Annotated in this window: 17 protein-coding genes; all 17 read right to left on the minus strand. The window is 36.2% G+C overall.

Annotation, left to right across the window (positions count from 1 at the left end; genetic code table 11):
* Nucleotides 1-2: 2 nt before the first annotated feature.
* The gene (locus SLH48_RS15795) at nt 3-788 is read right to left on the minus strand and encodes a ribonuclease HII (RefSeq protein WP_320258944.1); all 786 of its coding nucleotides are present in this window, start codon (nt 786-788) and stop codon (nt 3-5) included.
* 579 nt (nt 789-1,367) lie between these two features.
* Nucleotides 1,368-2,222 carry a ribosome biogenesis GTPase YlqF gene (gene ylqF, locus SLH48_RS15800; protein WP_320258946.1) on the minus strand — a complete coding sequence of 285 codons (855 nt, stop codon included), beginning with the start codon at nt 2,220-2,222 and terminating at the stop codon, nt 1,368-1,370.
* Between the two features lie 22 nt (nt 2,223-2,244).
* Entirely contained in the window at nt 2,245-2,778 is a 534-nt protein-coding gene (gene lepB / locus SLH48_RS15805) for a signal peptidase I (RefSeq protein ID WP_214482663.1), read from the minus strand.
* Between the two features lie 74 nt (nt 2,779-2,852).
* Nucleotides 2,853-3,197, minus strand: a complete 345-nt coding sequence (gene rplS / locus SLH48_RS15810; protein ID WP_214482781.1) for a 50S ribosomal protein L19 — start codon at nt 3,195-3,197, stop codon at nt 2,853-2,855.
* A 140-nt stretch (nt 3,198-3,337) separates the two neighbouring features.
* Nucleotides 3,338-4,069 (minus strand): tRNA (guanosine(37)-N1)-methyltransferase TrmD, encoded by a 732-nt coding sequence (gene trmD, locus SLH48_RS15815; protein WP_214482662.1) that lies wholly within the window; start codon nt 4,067-4,069, stop codon nt 3,338-3,340.
* 2 nt (nt 4,070-4,071) lie between these two features.
* Nucleotides 4,072-4,587 carry a ribosome maturation factor RimM gene (rimM, locus tag SLH48_RS15820; RefSeq protein WP_320258947.1) on the minus strand — a complete coding sequence of 172 codons (516 nt, stop codon included), beginning with the start codon at nt 4,585-4,587 and terminating at the stop codon, nt 4,072-4,074.
* A gap of 13 nt (nt 4,588-4,600) precedes the next feature.
* Nucleotides 4,601-4,987 (minus strand): YlqD family protein, encoded by a 387-nt coding sequence (locus tag SLH48_RS15825; protein WP_320258948.1) that lies wholly within the window; start codon nt 4,985-4,987, stop codon nt 4,601-4,603.
* Between the two features lie 360 nt (nt 4,988-5,347).
* Nucleotides 5,348-5,578 (minus strand): KH domain-containing protein, encoded by a 231-nt coding sequence (locus SLH48_RS15830; RefSeq protein ID WP_214482659.1) that lies wholly within the window; start codon nt 5,576-5,578, stop codon nt 5,348-5,350.
* A 14-nt stretch (nt 5,579-5,592) separates the two neighbouring features.
* Nucleotides 5,593-5,865: a 30S ribosomal protein S16 gene (gene rpsP, locus SLH48_RS15835; protein WP_214482658.1), complete on the minus strand. Its 273-nt coding sequence runs from the start codon at nt 5,863-5,865 to the stop codon at nt 5,593-5,595.
* A 94-nt stretch (nt 5,866-5,959) separates the two neighbouring features.
* Nucleotides 5,960-7,300, minus strand: a complete 1,341-nt coding sequence (gene ffh, locus SLH48_RS15840) for a signal recognition particle protein (RefSeq protein WP_320258949.1) — start codon at nt 7,298-7,300, stop codon at nt 5,960-5,962.
* Nucleotides 7,301-7,315: 15 nt separating this feature from the next.
* Entirely contained in the window at nt 7,316-7,648 is a 333-nt protein-coding gene (locus SLH48_RS15845) for a putative DNA-binding protein (protein WP_214482656.1), read from the minus strand.
* A gap of 87 nt (nt 7,649-7,735) precedes the next feature.
* The gene (gene ftsY / locus SLH48_RS15850; RefSeq protein WP_214482655.1) at nt 7,736-8,725 is read right to left on the minus strand and encodes a signal recognition particle-docking protein FtsY; all 990 of its coding nucleotides are present in this window, start codon (nt 8,723-8,725) and stop codon (nt 7,736-7,738) included.
* 486 nt (nt 8,726-9,211) lie between these two features.
* Nucleotides 9,212-12,775, minus strand: coding sequence for a chromosome segregation protein SMC (smc, locus tag SLH48_RS15855; protein ID WP_320258950.1), 3,564 nt, complete (start codon nt 12,773-12,775; stop codon nt 9,212-9,214).
* A gap of 312 nt (nt 12,776-13,087) precedes the next feature.
* Nucleotides 13,088-13,804, minus strand: coding sequence for a ribonuclease III (rnc, locus tag SLH48_RS15860; protein WP_214482653.1), 717 nt, complete (start codon nt 13,802-13,804; stop codon nt 13,088-13,090).
* A gap of 147 nt (nt 13,805-13,951) precedes the next feature.
* A complete protein-coding gene (gene acpP, locus SLH48_RS15865) occupies nt 13,952-14,185 on the minus strand; it encodes an acyl carrier protein (protein ID WP_214482652.1) in 234 nt (77 codons plus the stop codon).
* A 253-nt stretch (nt 14,186-14,438) separates the two neighbouring features.
* Nucleotides 14,439-15,182: a 3-oxoacyl-[acyl-carrier-protein] reductase gene (fabG, locus tag SLH48_RS15870; RefSeq protein ID WP_214482651.1), complete on the minus strand. Its 744-nt coding sequence runs from the start codon at nt 15,180-15,182 to the stop codon at nt 14,439-14,441.
* A 4-nt stretch (nt 15,183-15,186) separates the two neighbouring features.
* Entirely contained in the window at nt 15,187-16,128 is a 942-nt protein-coding gene (gene fabD / locus SLH48_RS15875; protein ID WP_320258951.1) for an ACP S-malonyltransferase, read from the minus strand.
* Nucleotides 16,129-16,132: the final 4 nt, after the last annotated feature.

Below are 16,132 nucleotides of genomic sequence, written 5' to 3' on the forward strand. Positions count from 1 at the left end.
GTTTACACCTCACTGACCATTTCTAATGTCTCACGCACCGGGCTAAATGTTTTACGATGTTCTCTCGTTACGCCAAATTGTTGCAACGCTGTCATATGCTCTTTTGTGCCGTACCCCATATGCTTTTCGAATTGATATTGAGGAAACTCTTCTGCTAAGTTAATCATTATCCTGTCTCGTGTCACTTTAGCTACAATAGAACTAGCTGCTATTGCAATACTTTTTGAGTCACCTTTTATAATCGATAACTGTGGTAAGTCCGTTGACAATTCCATGGCATCGATCAATAGAAAATCAGGCTGTACGTTAAGGTCTTCAATTGCCTGTTTCATGGCATATTTTGTTGCTTGATATATATTTATTTCATCTATTTTCTGTGCAGAAACAATGCCAATACTTGTTGCAACCGCATGCTCCATAATATAATCATACAAATATTCCCTCTTCTTAAATGATAGCTTTTTGGAGTCATTTAACCCTGGTAAATAAAAGTCTTTAGGTAATATTACAGCTGCAGCTACAACTGGACCAGCAAGTGGTCCCCTACCAACCTCATCTATACCTGCAATGCTATTATACCCTTGTTTATATAGGCTTTGCTCATATGTACTCATCTCAATAAATAGCTGTTGTTGAGTGTGATGTTCCTCCTGTTGTTTCAACCACCTAGTCAGTAGTTGGTGAACACCTTTTCGATCATCATCCTCGCATTTTTTAATAATTGGATCCTCTATATTAGTCGTCCCATCTAAAATTTGCTTTATTTGTTTTACTGTAAGTTTATTCATTCTCAATCACTCTTTCAATATGGCTCTCTGCGTAAACTTTATCATTCTTTCAAAATTATTATTATGTAGTAATATGTTTGTGGAAACAAACGCCATAACACTTTACATGTGTTGATCTTTTGTAAGAAAAAATCAACGCGCTACGTATACAGCTGTTATTGACCCGAGTCAATACTGCTTAGAAGTAGACTCTTTATATAAGACTATCTGTGTAAACTTTATTGATATTTATACTAAATACCACATTATAAAGAAGTTCTTATGTGATTATCAACATTTTATAGTAGTAAAGATTCCACGAAACGATCGTTGTATCCGTACTTATTTATTCGTACGAAGTACAACAATCAATAGCAAACAGCATAGTCATTATATCGGTTCTAAATAAAAAAAATAAAGGCTCGCTAACATAAGCGAGCAAGGCAAGATAAACTCAGATAAGGTAAGGCCTTAACTGAGCGACGTCAATCGAAGACATTTGTTACACAAAGAACAGGGCTAGTGACCTCGTGCTACCCTGAAGAGACTTCATGTCAATTGACATGAGGAGATATGTATATCACCTCTTAAAACACTATGTTATTCATTTTCGGCAGGACTTTCGAATGTTAATGGTCCTAGTTTTTCTGAACGTATTTCTCTTAACACTAACTCAGATACTTTATCGTAATCTATTATCCCACCAGCCATGATACAGCCTCGTCTTTTGCCGATTTCATCAAATGTTATGACGATGTCATCATGAATTTCTTGCAAATTGTATCTATCTTTCAGCCGATTTGGATATTGATGGCTTAAGAATCTTAAAGCGTATACAGTAATATCTTGTAAGTTTAATATCGTATCTTTTATAGCACCTGTTGTAGCAAGCTTTAACCCAACAGCTTCGTCCTCAAACTTCGGCCATAAAATACCCGGAGTATCTAAGAGTTCTAATTCTTTACCAACTTTAATCCACTGTTGTGCTTTTGTTATTCCCGGTCTATCACCTGTCTGTGCAATTTTTTTCTTTGCAAGACGATTGATTAACGTTGATTTACCTACATTAGGAATTCCTACTATAACAGCTCTAATCGGACGTGGTTTCACGCCTTTTTGTCTCATCTTATCAAATTTGTCTTGCAGCATTTCTTTGGAAATGGCAACAATCTGCTTCATTCCTTTACCTGACTGAGAATCAATTGGTATAGCTCGATCCCCTCGTTGTTGGAAGTAATCAATCCATTCTTTTGTTTTACTCGGGTCGGCCATATCAGCTTTATTAAGTAGTATAAGCCTTGGCTTATTACTAATCATTTCATCAACCATTGGATTTCTTGAAGAAGCTGGAATACGTGCATCTACAAGCTCAAAGACGATATCTATGAGTTTTATTTTTTCAATGACCTGGCGTTTTGCTTTAGCCATATGCCCCGGAAACCATTGAATTGTCATTTTTTCATTTCATCCTCTCTTACTAGTTTGCTATCCTTATTTTAGAAAACGGCCAATACACAACACTAGTTTTTCCAAGGACTTCGTCAATAGGTATCGTTCCAATATGACGGCTGTCTCTGCTTGCACGACGATTGTCTCCCAAAACAAATAACTCTCCATCCGGAACTGTGACTTCAAATGGGTCCGTAAGAGGTGTACCTGCTATTAGCTCTTTCTTTTTCTCATCTAAATATGGCTCTTCAAACTTTTCACCATTAATAAAAAGTGTATCATCTTTGTATTCTACATGATCACCTGGCAAACCAATCACTCTTTTAATGTAATCTTTTTCAGCATTAGCATGAAAAACAACGATATCAAAGCGGTGAGGCTCGCCGATTGTGTATGAGATTTTATTGACAATCATTCTGTCTGTATTATTTAAGGTTGGCATCATTGACTCTCCATCAACGACGATTGGAGCGAATAGAAAGTATCTGATGACCGCAGCTAACAATATGGCAATAATTAAGGCTTTAACCCACTCAAATAATTCATTTTTTTTAGTTGTCATAACGCTACCACCTATACTTTTTTAATCTTCTATATGAAAAAAGAGCTTGATAGACAAGCTCCTTTTTAGTTCTATTATCGAATTTCTTTAATACGCGCAGCCTTACCTCTAAGGTTACGTAAGTAGTAAAGTTTTGCACGGCGTACTTTACCACGTCGAATTCTTTCAAGTTTAGCAATTTTAGGTGAATGTAATGGCAATGTACGTTCAACACCTACACCGTAAGATACTTTACGGACAGTAAATGTTTCGCTAATCCCGCCACCACGACGCTTAATTACTACACCTTCAAACACCTGGATACGCTCACGGCTACCCTCGACAACTTTAATGTGTACACGTACAGTGTCACCAGAACGGAATTCAGGAAGATCTGATCTTAACTGTTCTTTTGTGATTTCTTCAATTAATTGTTGCATCGTTTTCAACTCCTTCCACAGATGTTCATTCCAATGTTTTACATTACAGCGGAACATCAGTCATCAGTAACATAAGGATATTCATCCTTAGTCACAAAAAACATCATAGCATAAAAATGAATGACATGCAATAACTAGCTTTATTGTTTTTTTAACTCTTCTAACCATTTTTCTTGTTGAGGTGTAAGGTCAGCTTGATTCAATAAATCTGGTCGGCGAAGCAGTGTACGTCTCAAAGATTCTTTTTGACGCCACTCTGAAATTTTTTGATGATTCCCAGATAATAAAACTTCTGGCACTTGATGATCTTGGAAGTTTGCTGGTCTTGTATATTGAGGGTGTTCAAGCAAACCCATTGAAAATGACTCCTCAACAGCTGATTCATCATTTCCTAACACTCCAGGAAGGAGTCTTACAACACTATCAATAACGACCATCGAAGCCAATTCTCCACCTGTCAATACAAAATCACCAATGGATATTTCGTCAGTAACTAGTTGTTCGCGTATTCTTTCATCGTACCCTTCATAATGGCCACAAATGAACACTAGATGATCCTCTGTTGATAGTTCTTTTGCCTTACTTTGATTAAACTTCTCACCTTGAGGGCACATTAATATAATTCGAGGATTCGTATTTATATCTTTGCTCAAGTCTTCAATAGCTGAAAAAATAGGTTGTGGGGTTAATACCATGCCTGCCCCACCACCATATGGATAATCATCAACTTTCCCATGCTTATTAGTCGTATAATCACGAAAATTAGTTGCTTTTAATGATACAGCTTCTTTGTCTTGTGCTTTTTTTAATATAGACTGACCGAATACGCCTTCAAACATTTCAGGGAACAATGTAAGTATGTCAATCTTCATATTTAAAGTAACCCCTCTAAAGGTTTAATAACAATCTTCTTGTCATGAATGTTAATATCTAGCACAATGTCATCGATATACGGAATGAGTATTTCTTGATTATTATGTCCTTTGACGACCCACACATCATTTGCCCCTGGTGTTAATATTTCCTTAACCGTACCTAGTTCTTTCGCCTCATCTGTATACACATGGCAACCGATAATTTCATGGAAATAAAATTCACCTTCATCAAGTTCACTTAATTGATCCTCAGGCACTTTTAGTAAGGAGCCCTTATATTTCTCAACTTCATTTACGTTGTGGTAGCCCTCAAAAGTCAACAGATCAAAATTTTTATGCAAGCGATGGCTTTTAACTACAACCTCGATAGGTTGATTATCTTCACCTGTGAAAATATACAGCTTATTCCCTAGTTCATAACGTTCTTCAGCAAAATCAGTTTTAGAAATGACTCTTACTTCTCCTTTAATACCATGAGTATTAACAATTTTCCCAACATTATACCACTTACCCATTTAACTTCACCCTCTATCTCATTTCTACTACGATACCTTCCTTGATAATAATTGTTTTCTCATGAGATATGTCGTCCCAACTATCACCAACATTTATATCGACAATGGCCTGCACTTCTTTTTCTCTTAATTCACTGCCAATAGGTAAAATTTCTAGCTGTTCAATTTGAAAATCCAAAACTTTAATTTTTTCCAGTCTCGAATTTATTTCTCGTTCAAAATATGTATGTAGTGTTGATGCCTGATACTTCTTATTATTTTCCATTTTCTTTCGTTCAAATCGTAGCTGATCACATTCTTTTTGTAATTGAAATTTTGACTGTTGAAACTTATCTAGTAGACCGTCTTTACTTTTCTCAGTGAGAACTTGCTTTACAATTATATTTTGTATAATTTTCATCGCAACCATCCCTTTGATAGGTTCGTTCTAGCCTAATTGTACATTGAAACTCATGTTAACTACACTTGTATACTCACAATTATAACAAAGAAATATATCGTTCTCATTCAAGCTTAGTACTTCACCCATACACACGAAACCATTTGACCTTCATATGGATGGGTGAAGTGACGACCTTTGTTAGTAGTTTTCTCGTCCCTAAACAAAGCACGTCTAAAATGTAAAGAAAGGGAGGAGGTTACCCCCCACCCTTTTCTCTATATACGGATGTTCAAATCGTCTGGGAAATATGTTTGTAGAATTACTGCGTTGGCTTGATCCCACGTAAATCCCGTTCATGTGATTTGCTTAACATTGCTATTAGTCATTAATCTCTAGATGAATTCGTTTCTTTTCACTTGCACCCGCTGCATAAACAACAGTGCGTATCGCTTTTGCCACTCGACCTTGCTTACCAATTACTTTCCCCATGTCTTCTTTATGAACAGATAAATGGTATGTTATGTTGCGTTCATCAGATGTTTCTTTCACCAATACATCATCCGGATAATCGACAAGGGCTTTTACGATCGTTTCAATTAACTGTCTCATCCGATTCACAACTGTTACTTACTGTTTTTAGCATTATGGAATTTTTCCATAATCCCTTGTTTTGAGAATAGATTACGAACAGTATCAGATGGTTTTGCTCCATCTTGCATCCACTTAAGAGCTAACTCTTCATTGATGTTTACTTGAGCTGGTTCTGCAACTGGGTTGTATGTTCCAACTGTTTCGATGATTCTACCATCACGTGGTGAACGTGAATCTGCTACTACAATACGATAAAAAGGAGATTTTTTTGCTCCCATACGTTTCAAACGAATTTTTACTGCCATTATAAGCACCTCCGAAAATATTTCACACAGAATAGTATATTATCAAAAAATCAATATGTTTGTAAAGTGTTTTTTCTTAACAGTATTATTTTCCCTACATAAAAGGGAATTTCATACCCTTTTTCTTACTTTTAGACATGTTCGTCATTTGTTTCATCATTTTCTTCATGTCCTCGAACTGCTTCAACAAACGGTTAACTTCTTGAACAGAAGTTCCGCTTCCTTTTGCAATTCGCTTCTTTCTACTTGCATTAATAATCTCTGGCTGAACTTTTTCAGCTTTGGTCATCGAGCGAATAATAGCCTCAACATGACCAATTTGCTTTTCATCCACTTGAACGTTCTTTAGACCTTTCATTTTGTTTGCTCCAGGTAACATATTAATTAAGTCATCTAGAGGGCCCATTGAACGAACTTGGGATAGTTGTTCCAAAAAGTCATCAAAAGTAAAGGACATTGTCCTCATTTTTTGTTCTAACTCTTTGGCTTTATCTTCATCAACTGTAGCTTGAGCTTTTTCAATTAATGTTAGTACATCCCCCATACCTAGTATACGAGATGCCATGCGTTCAGGATGAAATGCTTCAAGCGCATCAAGCTTTTCTCCCAAACCAACAAACTTAATTGGTTTACCTGTAACAGCCTTTACCGATAATGCTGCACCACCACGTGTGTCTCCATCAAGCTTCGTCAAAACTACACCTGTAATTCCAAGTTGGCTATTAAAGCTTTCAGCTACGTTAACAGCGTCTTGACCTGTCATTGCATCGACGACCAAGAAAATTTCATGAGGGTTTGTTACCTCTTTGATTTGAGCTAACTCATCCATTAATGCTTCATCGATATGGAGTCGCCCAGCAGTATCAATAAGAACATAATCATTATGTTCTTCTTTTGCTTGCGCGATTGCCTGTTTAGCTATTTCCACCGGGCTCACTTGGTCACCAAGAGAGAAAACCGGCATATTCAGCTGTTTCCCTAACGTTTGTAGTTGTTTTATAGCAGCAGGTCGATAAATATCAGCAGCTACTAGAAGTGGATTTTTGTTATATTTCTTTCTAAGTAAATTTGCTATTTTCCCAGTATGAGTTGTTTTACCTGCACCTTGTAACCCTACCATTAAAATAACAGTTGGTGGACGATTTGCTACTGCAATTTTACTTTGCTCTCCACCCATCAGTTCAGTCAGCTCTTCTTTTACTACTTTAATAACCTGTTGACCAGGGGTTAAGCTCTTCATAACCTCTTGACCGACGGCTCTTTCACTGACTCGTTTCACAAAATCCTTAACAACTTTAAAGTTAACGTCCGCTTCTAATAATGCAAGACGCACTTCTCGCATCATCGCTTTTACATCCGCTTCCGTTACTTTTCCTTTGCCTGTGATTTTCTTAATTGTATTTTGCAGTCGGTCGGCTAATCCTTCAAATGCCATTTATGTGCCGCTCCCTTACTCTAATTTCTCGAGTTCATTAAGTACTGCAAGCTGTTTTGTATTATCTTGAACGCTACTTGACATGATTTCTTTCAGATCAGAAAAAAGTTGTTGACGTTGCTGAAATTTTTGAAATAACAACAACTTCTCTTCATACTGTTCAAGCATCGTTTCTGTACGTTTAATGTTATCATATACTGCCTGGCGACTAACATTAAACAGTTCAGCAATTTCACCAAGGGAAAAGTCGTCTAAATAATATAAAGACATATAGCTTTGTTGTTTTTCCGTTAACAACGAATGATAAAAATCGTATAGATAATTCATTCTTGTCTTTTTTTCAAGCATAGTCTTTCCCCCTATGTTAAGTGAATTACCTTTACAAATTGTACTAGGTCGAATCATTAATGTCAAGTTTTTTTCTTAACAGCTCTTTTATGCTTCAGTATCTGCGATTAAACCAGCAAACAAGCCAAAGACATATTGTTCTGGATCAAATTGTTGTAAATCATCAACTTGTTCCCCAAGACCGACCAATTTAACAGGAATCGATAGCTCGTTTCGAATAGCCAATACGATACCTCCCTTTGCAGTACCGTCTAACTTTGTTAAAACAATGCCTGACACATCTGTTGATTCTGCAAATTGCTTGGCCTGACTCATAGCATTTTGACCTGTGGTAGCATCTAAAACGAGTAAGACTTCGTGGGGAGCCCCAGGAACTTCCCGTTCGATCACACGCTTCACCTTCTCAAGTTCTTTCATTAGATTGACTTTGTTTTGCAATCTACCGGCTGTGTCACATAATAAAATATCAGCGTTACGAGCTTTAGCTGCCTGAACAGCATCGTACATAACAGCAGCAGGGTCAGAGCCTGGAGATTGCTTAATTACATCCACACCAACTCTTTCTCCCCATACTTCCAGTTGGTCTATAGCACCAGCACGAAATGTATCTCCTGCTGCTAATAATACTGATTTTCCTTCATTTTTAAATTTATTTGCAAGCTTCCCAATCGTAGTTGTTTTCCCAACACCATTAACTCCAACGAACAAAATGACAGTTAAAGACTGCTCTTGAATATTTATATTTGCAGATAAATCGTCCTGTCCTTCATAAATATCAACTAGCTTTTCCGTAATAACATCTTGAACTTCTCTCGTGTCCTGTATATTTCTACGCTTTACCTCCATTTTTAATTCATCAATTAATTCCATTACAGTTGCTACACCTACGTCTGCTCCAATTAAGATTTCTTCCAACTCATCAAAAAAATCTTCATCTACAGACCTGTATCTCGCAACAAGGTCATTCATCTTTTCTGAAAAAGAATTCCTTGTTTTCGATAAACCATCTTTAAATTTTTCTGTTACAGAATCTGTCTGCTTAGTAATTTTTTCTTTCAATTTTTTAAAAAAGCTCATAATTGTTCTTCCCTTCTTATGTCATAAAATCGTTACTCACGTACCTTTTAGTTAGGTTGTTTTCGCATCGGTGGGATCTTTTCTTTTATATAACGTTGAATCACTATAAACCACTTTTTATAGCAATAATTTAATTACAATAGCAACAAAGTTTACGAAAAAATTCCTTTAGTTCATATCAAGTAATCGTTTCTTTACTTTAGGTTATTTTCGCATAAATTGTTGCTTTTCGTATTAAAAGTTAATCACGTACACCATTAGCGTTCGTGGCATCTTTTCTATTGCATAACTTTGAATAACTAGATAAACCACTTTTTATAAAACTAATTTGATTACAATAGTCACAAAGTTTACGAAAAGATCCTTTAGTTAGGTTGTTTTCGCATCGGTGGCCTCTTTTCTTTTATATAACGTTGAATCACTATATAAACCACTTTTTATAGCAATAATTTGATTACAATAGTCACAAAGTTTACGAAAAGATCCTTACTTAACCAATTCAGCAGTTTCACCGAGTCGAACTGAAACTAGCTTAGACACACCCGATTCTTGCATCGTAACTCCATAAAGAACATCAGCTTCTTCCATTGTTCCTTTTCGGTGAGTAATAACTATAAATTGTGTATCTGAGCTATAACGTTGTAAATATTGTGCAAAACGATGCACATTGGCTTCATCTAGCGCAGCTTCTACCTCATCCAAAACACAAAATGGAACAGGGCGAACCTTTAAAATTGCAAACAGTAATGCTATAGCAGTTAAAGCTCTTTCTCCACCTGATAATAAACTTAAATTTTGAGGTTTTTTCCCTGGTGGCTGTGCAACAATTTCAACTCCAGTATTTAATAAATCCCCTGGATCAGTAAGCTTTAATTCTGCCCGTCCACCACCAAATAATGCTTGGAAAACAGGCTCGAAGTGAGAACTGATATTGTTAAATGTTGCTTGAAACCTTCGCTTCATTTCATCGTCCATTTCATCGATAACCTGATATAATGTGTCCTTTGCTTGTAGTAAATCTTCCTTCTGCTCTTGTAAAAAGGAATAACGCTCATTTACACGCTCAAACTCATCAATTGCACCAAGATTTACATTTCCAAGCTCATCAATTGCAAGCTTAATTAATTTTACTTTCTGCCTAGCTTCCTCTATATCCAATTCCAAAGGATACCTTTCTTTCGCAGCCTCAAAAGTTAACATATATTCTTCTCGCAAGTGAGTTAATCTGTTTTCTAATTCCACGTCTAAACGATTAATTTTTACTTCTTCATCACGTAAAACCTCTACAAGCTGCTTATATTGTCGTTTTTGTTCTTTCGCTTCGCGCTCCTGATCTTCTAATTTTTGCTGTAGATGAAGGCGTTGATCACGACGTTCTGCGATAAGCTGAACAGTAGCTGATTTATCCTGTTTCTTTTTTACAGCTTCAGAGACTAAAACCTCTTCACCCGATGAGTTTGAACTCATCTCATTTTGCAGTAATGAAAGATCCTCCTTCGCTTCCTGCAATTTATCTTCAATTTCAGCAATAGCATGTAATGTGCGACCTGCTTTCTCTTGATGATTCGCTAACAGCTGCTCTTGGCTTGCTAATTCAACCTTTAATTCCGTTATTTCTTTTTGTAGTGACTCTTTTGATATTTGTTGGTCATTCTTTTCTAAAGTAAGTTTTTCTATTTCTTGATCAAGATTCATCACTTGGTTTTCGATGACGCTCACTTGTTCTTTAATCGTTCTTGTTCTTGCATTCATTTCATCCATCTGTTGTGAGAAATTTTCTTTTTCAAAGTCGTAAACAGTTAAACGATCGTTAACATTTTTTTCTTCTATTTCAAGCTCTCGAATTTCTCCTTTTATCGACTGTTCACTCAAACGAAGCGTATTACCCGTTTCACGTAATACCTCAAGCCCTGCCTCATCTTCTTTAATGGTGTCCTTCAGTTCCTTTACTTGAGCTTCAAGCTGTGAAGTCTTTTGCTCCATATCAAGTACTTTTACTGAAAGTTCTTCAAGCTCACGCCCTCTGCTTAATAACGAATTTGATTTCTGCTTTACTACCCCACCTGTCATGGACCCACCAGGATTTACTACATCACCTTCAAGTGTAACGAGACGATACCTAAACTGTAATTGTCTTGCTAAATCATTTGCACCTTTTAAATCCGTAGTAATGACTACTGTCCCTAGTACGTTTTTTAAGACAGCACTATACCTTTCATCAAATGTTATTAAGTCTGAAGCAACCCCTACATATGATGGGTGGTTTTTTATTTGATTCAGTTGCAGGTCTGAAATCTTACGCTCTTTAATGACTGATAATGGTAAGAATGTAGCCCTGCCATATGAGTTTTTCTTTAAATAACTAATAGCTTGCCTAGCATGTTGTTCATCATGAACGACAATATGCTGTGTTGCTGCTCCCAATGCTATTTCTATAGCAATTTCATACTCCTGAGGTACATGAATTAATTCTGCGATCGCACCTTCAACACCTTGCAAATGTTTATCTCTAGCTTTTAATACTTCTTTAACACCATGAAAAAATCCTGAATAATCTTCTTTGATTTCTTCCAACATTTCTTTACGAGATTTGGTCTGCTGCAAGTACTGATATGCTTGATAAAGTAAATTCTCTTTTTTTTGGTACTTGGTCTTCGAGTGTTCAAGGTTTGTTTGTTTGTTTCGAAATGTACTAATTTGATCGTTAATTTCTTCTTGAACTTTCGAAATTTTAGCTTGTAGTAGTAGCTTTTGATCATTCGTTTCTTTTCGTTGAATTATATATTTTTGATTTACTTCTTCTAAGTTTGATTTACGGACATTTTGTTGTTTCAGCTGATCTTCAATATTCGTAAGTTCATTATTCAAGGCAGCTTTCTTATTTAATAATTCAATATAGTCACTTTTTAACCCTTCAATTACGTCTTCAATATTTTGATCATAAGATGCATACATTTGTGTTTTCTGCTTTAAGTCATGCTGCTTAACATTCACATCTTCTTCATAATGTTTCAGTAGCTGAGCTTCTTCATCTCTTTGAGCAATATGCTCGTGTCTTTTCATCTCAAATTCATCAATTATTTTTTCTAATTGTGTTCTATTTTGGGAGGCGTTCTTCTTGCGCTCCTTAAGTACTTCTTTTCGGCCTTCTAGCTTTTCTAATTCTTCACTAGCGAGCAGTAGTACTTCTTGAAGATCATCTATAGATTCATCAAGCGCGATTATTTGCTCACGGTGGTGCTCTATTTCAGATTCTAATTTCTGTAAAGAAGAAGAGGATTCGATTTCATCATTTTTATGTTGCTGAAATATGTTACGAAGATCCTCCCATTTTTTATGAAGGTCTTCTACTTCAAATACTGTTAAGGCAACCTCAATTTTTTCGAGGTCATCCTTTTTTTCAATATAATCTTTAGCAATTGATGATTGAATTTCTAATGGCTCTATTTGACCTTCAAGCTCGTGGACGATATCAGAGACACGATGTAAATTTTCTTGGGTCTCGGCTAATTTATATTCTGCTTTTTTCTTACGAGTTTTGTATTTTAACACTCCAGCAGCTTCTTCAAATATTGAGCGCCTTTCTTCAGCTTTGCTGCTTAAAATTTCTTCTACTTTACCTTGGCTTATAATTGAAAAAGCTTCTCTTCCAAGACCTGAATCCATAAATAAATCAACAATATCTTTTAGTCGACACTGCTGTTTATTTATTAAAAATTCACTTTCTCCTGAACGAAAAACTCTCCTTGTGACACTTACTTCATGATAATCTATCGGTAAAAACTGATCTTCATTGTCTAATGTTAACGTTACTTCTCCTATATTTAATGGCTTTCTTGAGTCACTACCTGCAAAAATAATATCTTCCATTTTTGCTCCGCGTAGAGATTTTGCGGATTGTTCCCCCAATACCCATCTTATAGCATCGGTAATATTACTTTTTCCACTGCCGTTCGGACCAACTACTGCAGTAACACCTGGCACAAAATCAATGGAAACTCTTTCTGCAAACGATTTAAATCCAACGATATCTAACCGTTTGAGGAACATGAATATCCCTCCTATTAGGTAAAAATTCTTTTATTATGACGTGTGCACATTTGATCATCTCTGCCTAGCACAGGCAGCATTTCATTTGATCAGCCTTATAGTTCACTTTAATTGGTAAGTGTTGTTTATGAATAGCTATCTTTGTAGCTTTCCTAGCTAGTGCTTTAATACTTCACAAATAAAATTTTTTAGCATTTTATTTTTTATAATCATAAATTCCATAACTTTAGCTTTGAAATAAATGTTGGAATAGTAACAAATTACGAAAAGAGCCTTTTTAAAAATACCCCCATAAAGGGGGCATTAATGGTGTTATAAAGATTCTTTTACTTTTTGCAAAGCCTTTTTCGCAGCGTTTTGCTCCGCTTCTTTTTTTGACTTTCCCCTACCTTCACCAAGTGTTTTGTTATTTATACAAACTGAAGATACAAACTCTCGATTATGAGCAGGACCGTTTTCCTGTAGGATTTTATATTCGAGTGAACCAGCTCCATCTCTCTGAATTAATTCTTGAAGCTGACTTTTATAATCCATCGTATGAGAAAAAGCACCATCATTTATTTTAGGAAATACAACCTTATCTAGAAAGGAACAAACAGCGTCAATTCCTTGATCCAAATATAAAGCTCCAATAAATGCCTCAAATACATCTGCTAATAATGCCGGTCGTTCTCGCCCACCAGTTAATTCTTCTCCTTTACCTAACATAACTAGCTTACCGAAGGATAGCTCATTTGCAAAAGAAACAAGAGAAGATTCACAAACTACAGCAGCACGAAGTTTCGTTAATTTGCCTTCACTTAGCAATGGGTATTTTTTATACAAATATTGGGAAATAGTTAACTCAAGAACTGCGTCTCCTAAAAACTCTAATCTCTCATTATCTTCATAGAGCCGTTTTCGATGCTCATTCACATAAGATGAATGCGTAAATGCTTGCAACAACAATTTTTTATTTTGAAATTGAAAACCTATTTTTTCTTGAAATTCATTAAATTTCGCATGCTTTTCAATACCTGTTTTTCTCATGTTATTTTAGGTACCTCCAACAAAACTTGATGTTAGGAATTGTTCACTTATAGAGGTTGATCAATTGCACTTTATTGCCTATGTACTAATATGGCACCTATTATGATGATAAAGTCCCGCCTTAAACGGGACTTTTAATAGACAAAATTATTGCTGACCGTTTATGTAGTTAACAGCGTCACCAACTGTAGCTATCTTTTCAGCATCTTCATCGGAAATCTCCATATCGAATTCGTCTTCAAGCTCCATCACTAGCTCTACTACATCTAGGGAATCAGCACCAAGATCATCTTTAAATGAAGATTCTAATTTCACCTCTGACTCTTCAACTCCAAGGCGATCAACGATAATCTTAGTTACACGTTCTAAAACATCTGCCATTATTGCTCACCTCCCCTCAAATATTATAGTGTATTTTCATTCAAAAAACTAGTTGTATTATTTTAAAAGGCTGTTTTCGTATCGATTGTTGTTTTTCATTTTAAGAGATCACGTCTTTATATAGCGTTCGTCGTACCTTCTCTTCTTTTTAGGACAATCGGATAATAATATCATCTAGCTGTTCATATTCAATTAAAAAATCAACAAATTTTACGATAACAGCCATATTAAAAGCACCTTTTTACCAAGCTCTTTACATGACCATTCCGCCATCAACATGCAATGTTTGTCCAGTCATATACCCACTCGCTTCAGAAGCTATAAATGCCACAACAGCTGCTACGTCTGTCGGTTCACCAAATTTCACAAGTGGAATTTGTTTCAGCATTTCATTACGAATATCTTCATTTAGTTCATCAGTCATATCAGTTGTAATAAAGCCTGGAGCTATCGCATTTACTGTAATGTTTCTACTAGCTAATTCCTTAGCAGAGCTTTTTGTTAAACCTATCACACCAGCTTTTGCAGCAACATAGTTTGCTTGTCCAGGGTTACCTGCAACTCCAACGACGGAAGCAATATTAATTATTCTTCCAGCTCTTTGCTTCATCATTTGGCGTGTAACAGCCTTTGTACAATTGAATACGCCCTTTAAATTTGTATTAATGACAGAATCCCACTCATCTTCTTTCATTCTCATTAACAGGTTATCCCTCGTTATTCCCGCGTTGTTTACTAGAATGTCTAACTTTCCAAATTTAGCGATCACGTCTTTAATCATAGAAGATACCGCTTCAGAATTTCCAACGTCAGCTTGCATCGCTACTGCTTCAGAGCCGAGTGCTTTAATTTCATCCACTACTTCGTTAGCCCTAGCTTCACTTCCTGCAAAATTAACTACTACGCTAGCACCTTGCTTCGCTAGTTCCAATGCAATAGCACGACCAATCCCTCTAGATGCACCTGTCACTAAGGCAATTTTTCCTTGCAACGTCATATTTTTATTCCCCTTTCAATCTTTCAATTGTCAATAGCATTGACTCTTCATCATTTATTGAATAGGCATTAACCCTTCTGTTTACCTTTTTGATGAGTCCTGAAAGAACTTTACCAGGACCAATTTCTATAAAGGTATCTACACCATTATCTAGCATGTATTCTACAGACTGTTGCCACAAAACTGGAGAATATAATTGTTCAATTAAAGCTTGCTTTATATCTGTGCTCTTCGTTAATGGCGTTGCATGAATGTTTGCTACTACTGGAACCTTTGCATGATTAATTGTAATTTCGTTCAGTATGTGATCGAATTTATTAGCAGCTGGTTGCATGAGTGATGAATGAAATGGCCCACTTACAACTAAAGGGATGACGCGTTTTGCACTATGTTCTTTACATTGTTTTGTTGCGATTGATACTCCTTCAGCTGTTCCAGAAATAACAATTTGACCAGGACAGTTCAAATTAGCTAGTTGAACTGGATATCCATCAGCTGTAATTTGGGTTGTGATTTCTTGCAACTGACCTTGATCCATCCCTAACACAGCTGCCATTGACCCTTCCCCAGCAGGAACAGCTTCTTCCATTAATTCGCCTCGCTTCCTGACTGCATACACTGCATCTTCAAATGACATTGCTTCGGCAGCCACAAGTGCGCTATATTCTCCTAAACTATGACCGGCAACATAATCAGGTCGTATATTTTCTTCTTTGAACCGTTCAAGAATAGCTATGCTCGTCGTTAATAAAGCTGGCTGTGCATTCATCGTTAGCGTTAATTTATCAGCTGGACCTTGGAAAATAAGGTCAGTTAGTGACAAACCTAGTTTTTCATCAGCTTTGTTAAAAACAGCTGCCACATTGTCATATTTTTGTGCAAGGCTTTGTCCCATACCAACAATTTGTGAACCTTGGCCTGGAAAAACAAATGCAATTTTCCCCATATGA

Origin of the sequence: Cytobacillus sp. IB215316, from assembly GCF_033963865.1 — a bacterium.
Taxonomy (GTDB): Bacteria; Bacillota; Bacilli; order Bacillales; family SM2101; genus Nanhaiella; species Nanhaiella sioensis.

Bases quoted from the DNA above. Each gene is read 5' to 3' on its own strand.
- SLH48_RS15795 (WP_320258944.1), bottom strand. From the start codon at position 788: ATGAATAAACTTACAGTAAAACAAATAAAGCAAATTTTAGATGGGACG.
- ylqF (WP_320258946.1), bottom strand. From the start codon at position 2,222: ATGACAATTCAATGGTTTCCGGGGCATATGGCTAAAGCAAAACGCCAG.
- lepB (WP_214482663.1), bottom strand. From the start codon at position 2,778: ATGACAACTAAAAAAAATGAATTATTTGAGTGGGTTAAAGCCTTAATT.
- rplS (WP_214482781.1), bottom strand. From the start codon at position 3,197: ATGCAACAATTAATTGAAGAAATCACAAAAGAACAGTTAAGATCAGAT.
- trmD (WP_214482662.1), bottom strand. From the start codon at position 4,069: ATGAAGATTGACATACTTACATTGTTCCCTGAAATGTTTGAAGGCGTA.
- rimM (WP_320258947.1), bottom strand. From the start codon at position 4,587: ATGGGTAAGTGGTATAATGTTGGGAAAATTGTTAATACTCATGGTATT.
- SLH48_RS15825 (WP_320258948.1), bottom strand. From the start codon at position 4,987: ATGAAAATTATACAAAATATAATTGTAAAGCAAGTTCTCACTGAGAAA.
- SLH48_RS15830 (WP_214482659.1), bottom strand. From the start codon at position 5,578: ATGAGACAGTTAATTGAAACGATCGTAAAAGCCCTTGTCGATTATCCG.
- rpsP (WP_214482658.1), bottom strand. From the start codon at position 5,865: ATGGCAGTAAAAATTCGTTTGAAACGTATGGGAGCAAAAAAATCTCCT.
- ffh (WP_320258949.1), bottom strand. From the start codon at position 7,300: ATGGCATTTGAAGGATTAGCCGACCGACTGCAAAATACAATTAAGAAA.
- SLH48_RS15845 (WP_214482656.1), bottom strand. From the start codon at position 7,648: ATGCTTGAAAAAAAGACAAGAATGAATTATCTATACGATTTTTATCAT.
- ftsY (WP_214482655.1), bottom strand. From the start codon at position 8,725: ATGAGCTTTTTTAAAAAATTGAAAGAAAAAATTACTAAGCAGACAGAT.
- smc (WP_320258950.1), bottom strand. From the start codon at position 12,775: ATGTTCCTCAAACGGTTAGATATCGTTGGATTTAAATCGTTTGCAGAA.
- rnc (WP_214482653.1), bottom strand. From the start codon at position 13,804: ATGAGAAAAACAGGTATTGAAAAGCATGCGAAATTTAATGAATTTCAA.
- acpP (WP_214482652.1), bottom strand. From the start codon at position 14,185: ATGGCAGATGTTTTAGAACGTGTAACTAAGATTATCGTTGATCGCCTT.
- fabG (WP_214482651.1), bottom strand. From the start codon at position 15,182: ATGACGTTGCAAGGAAAAATTGCCTTAGTGACAGGTGCATCTAGAGGG.
- fabD (WP_320258951.1), bottom strand. From the start codon at position 16,128: ATGGGGAAAATTGCATTTGTTTTTCCAGGCCAAGGTTCACAAATTGTT.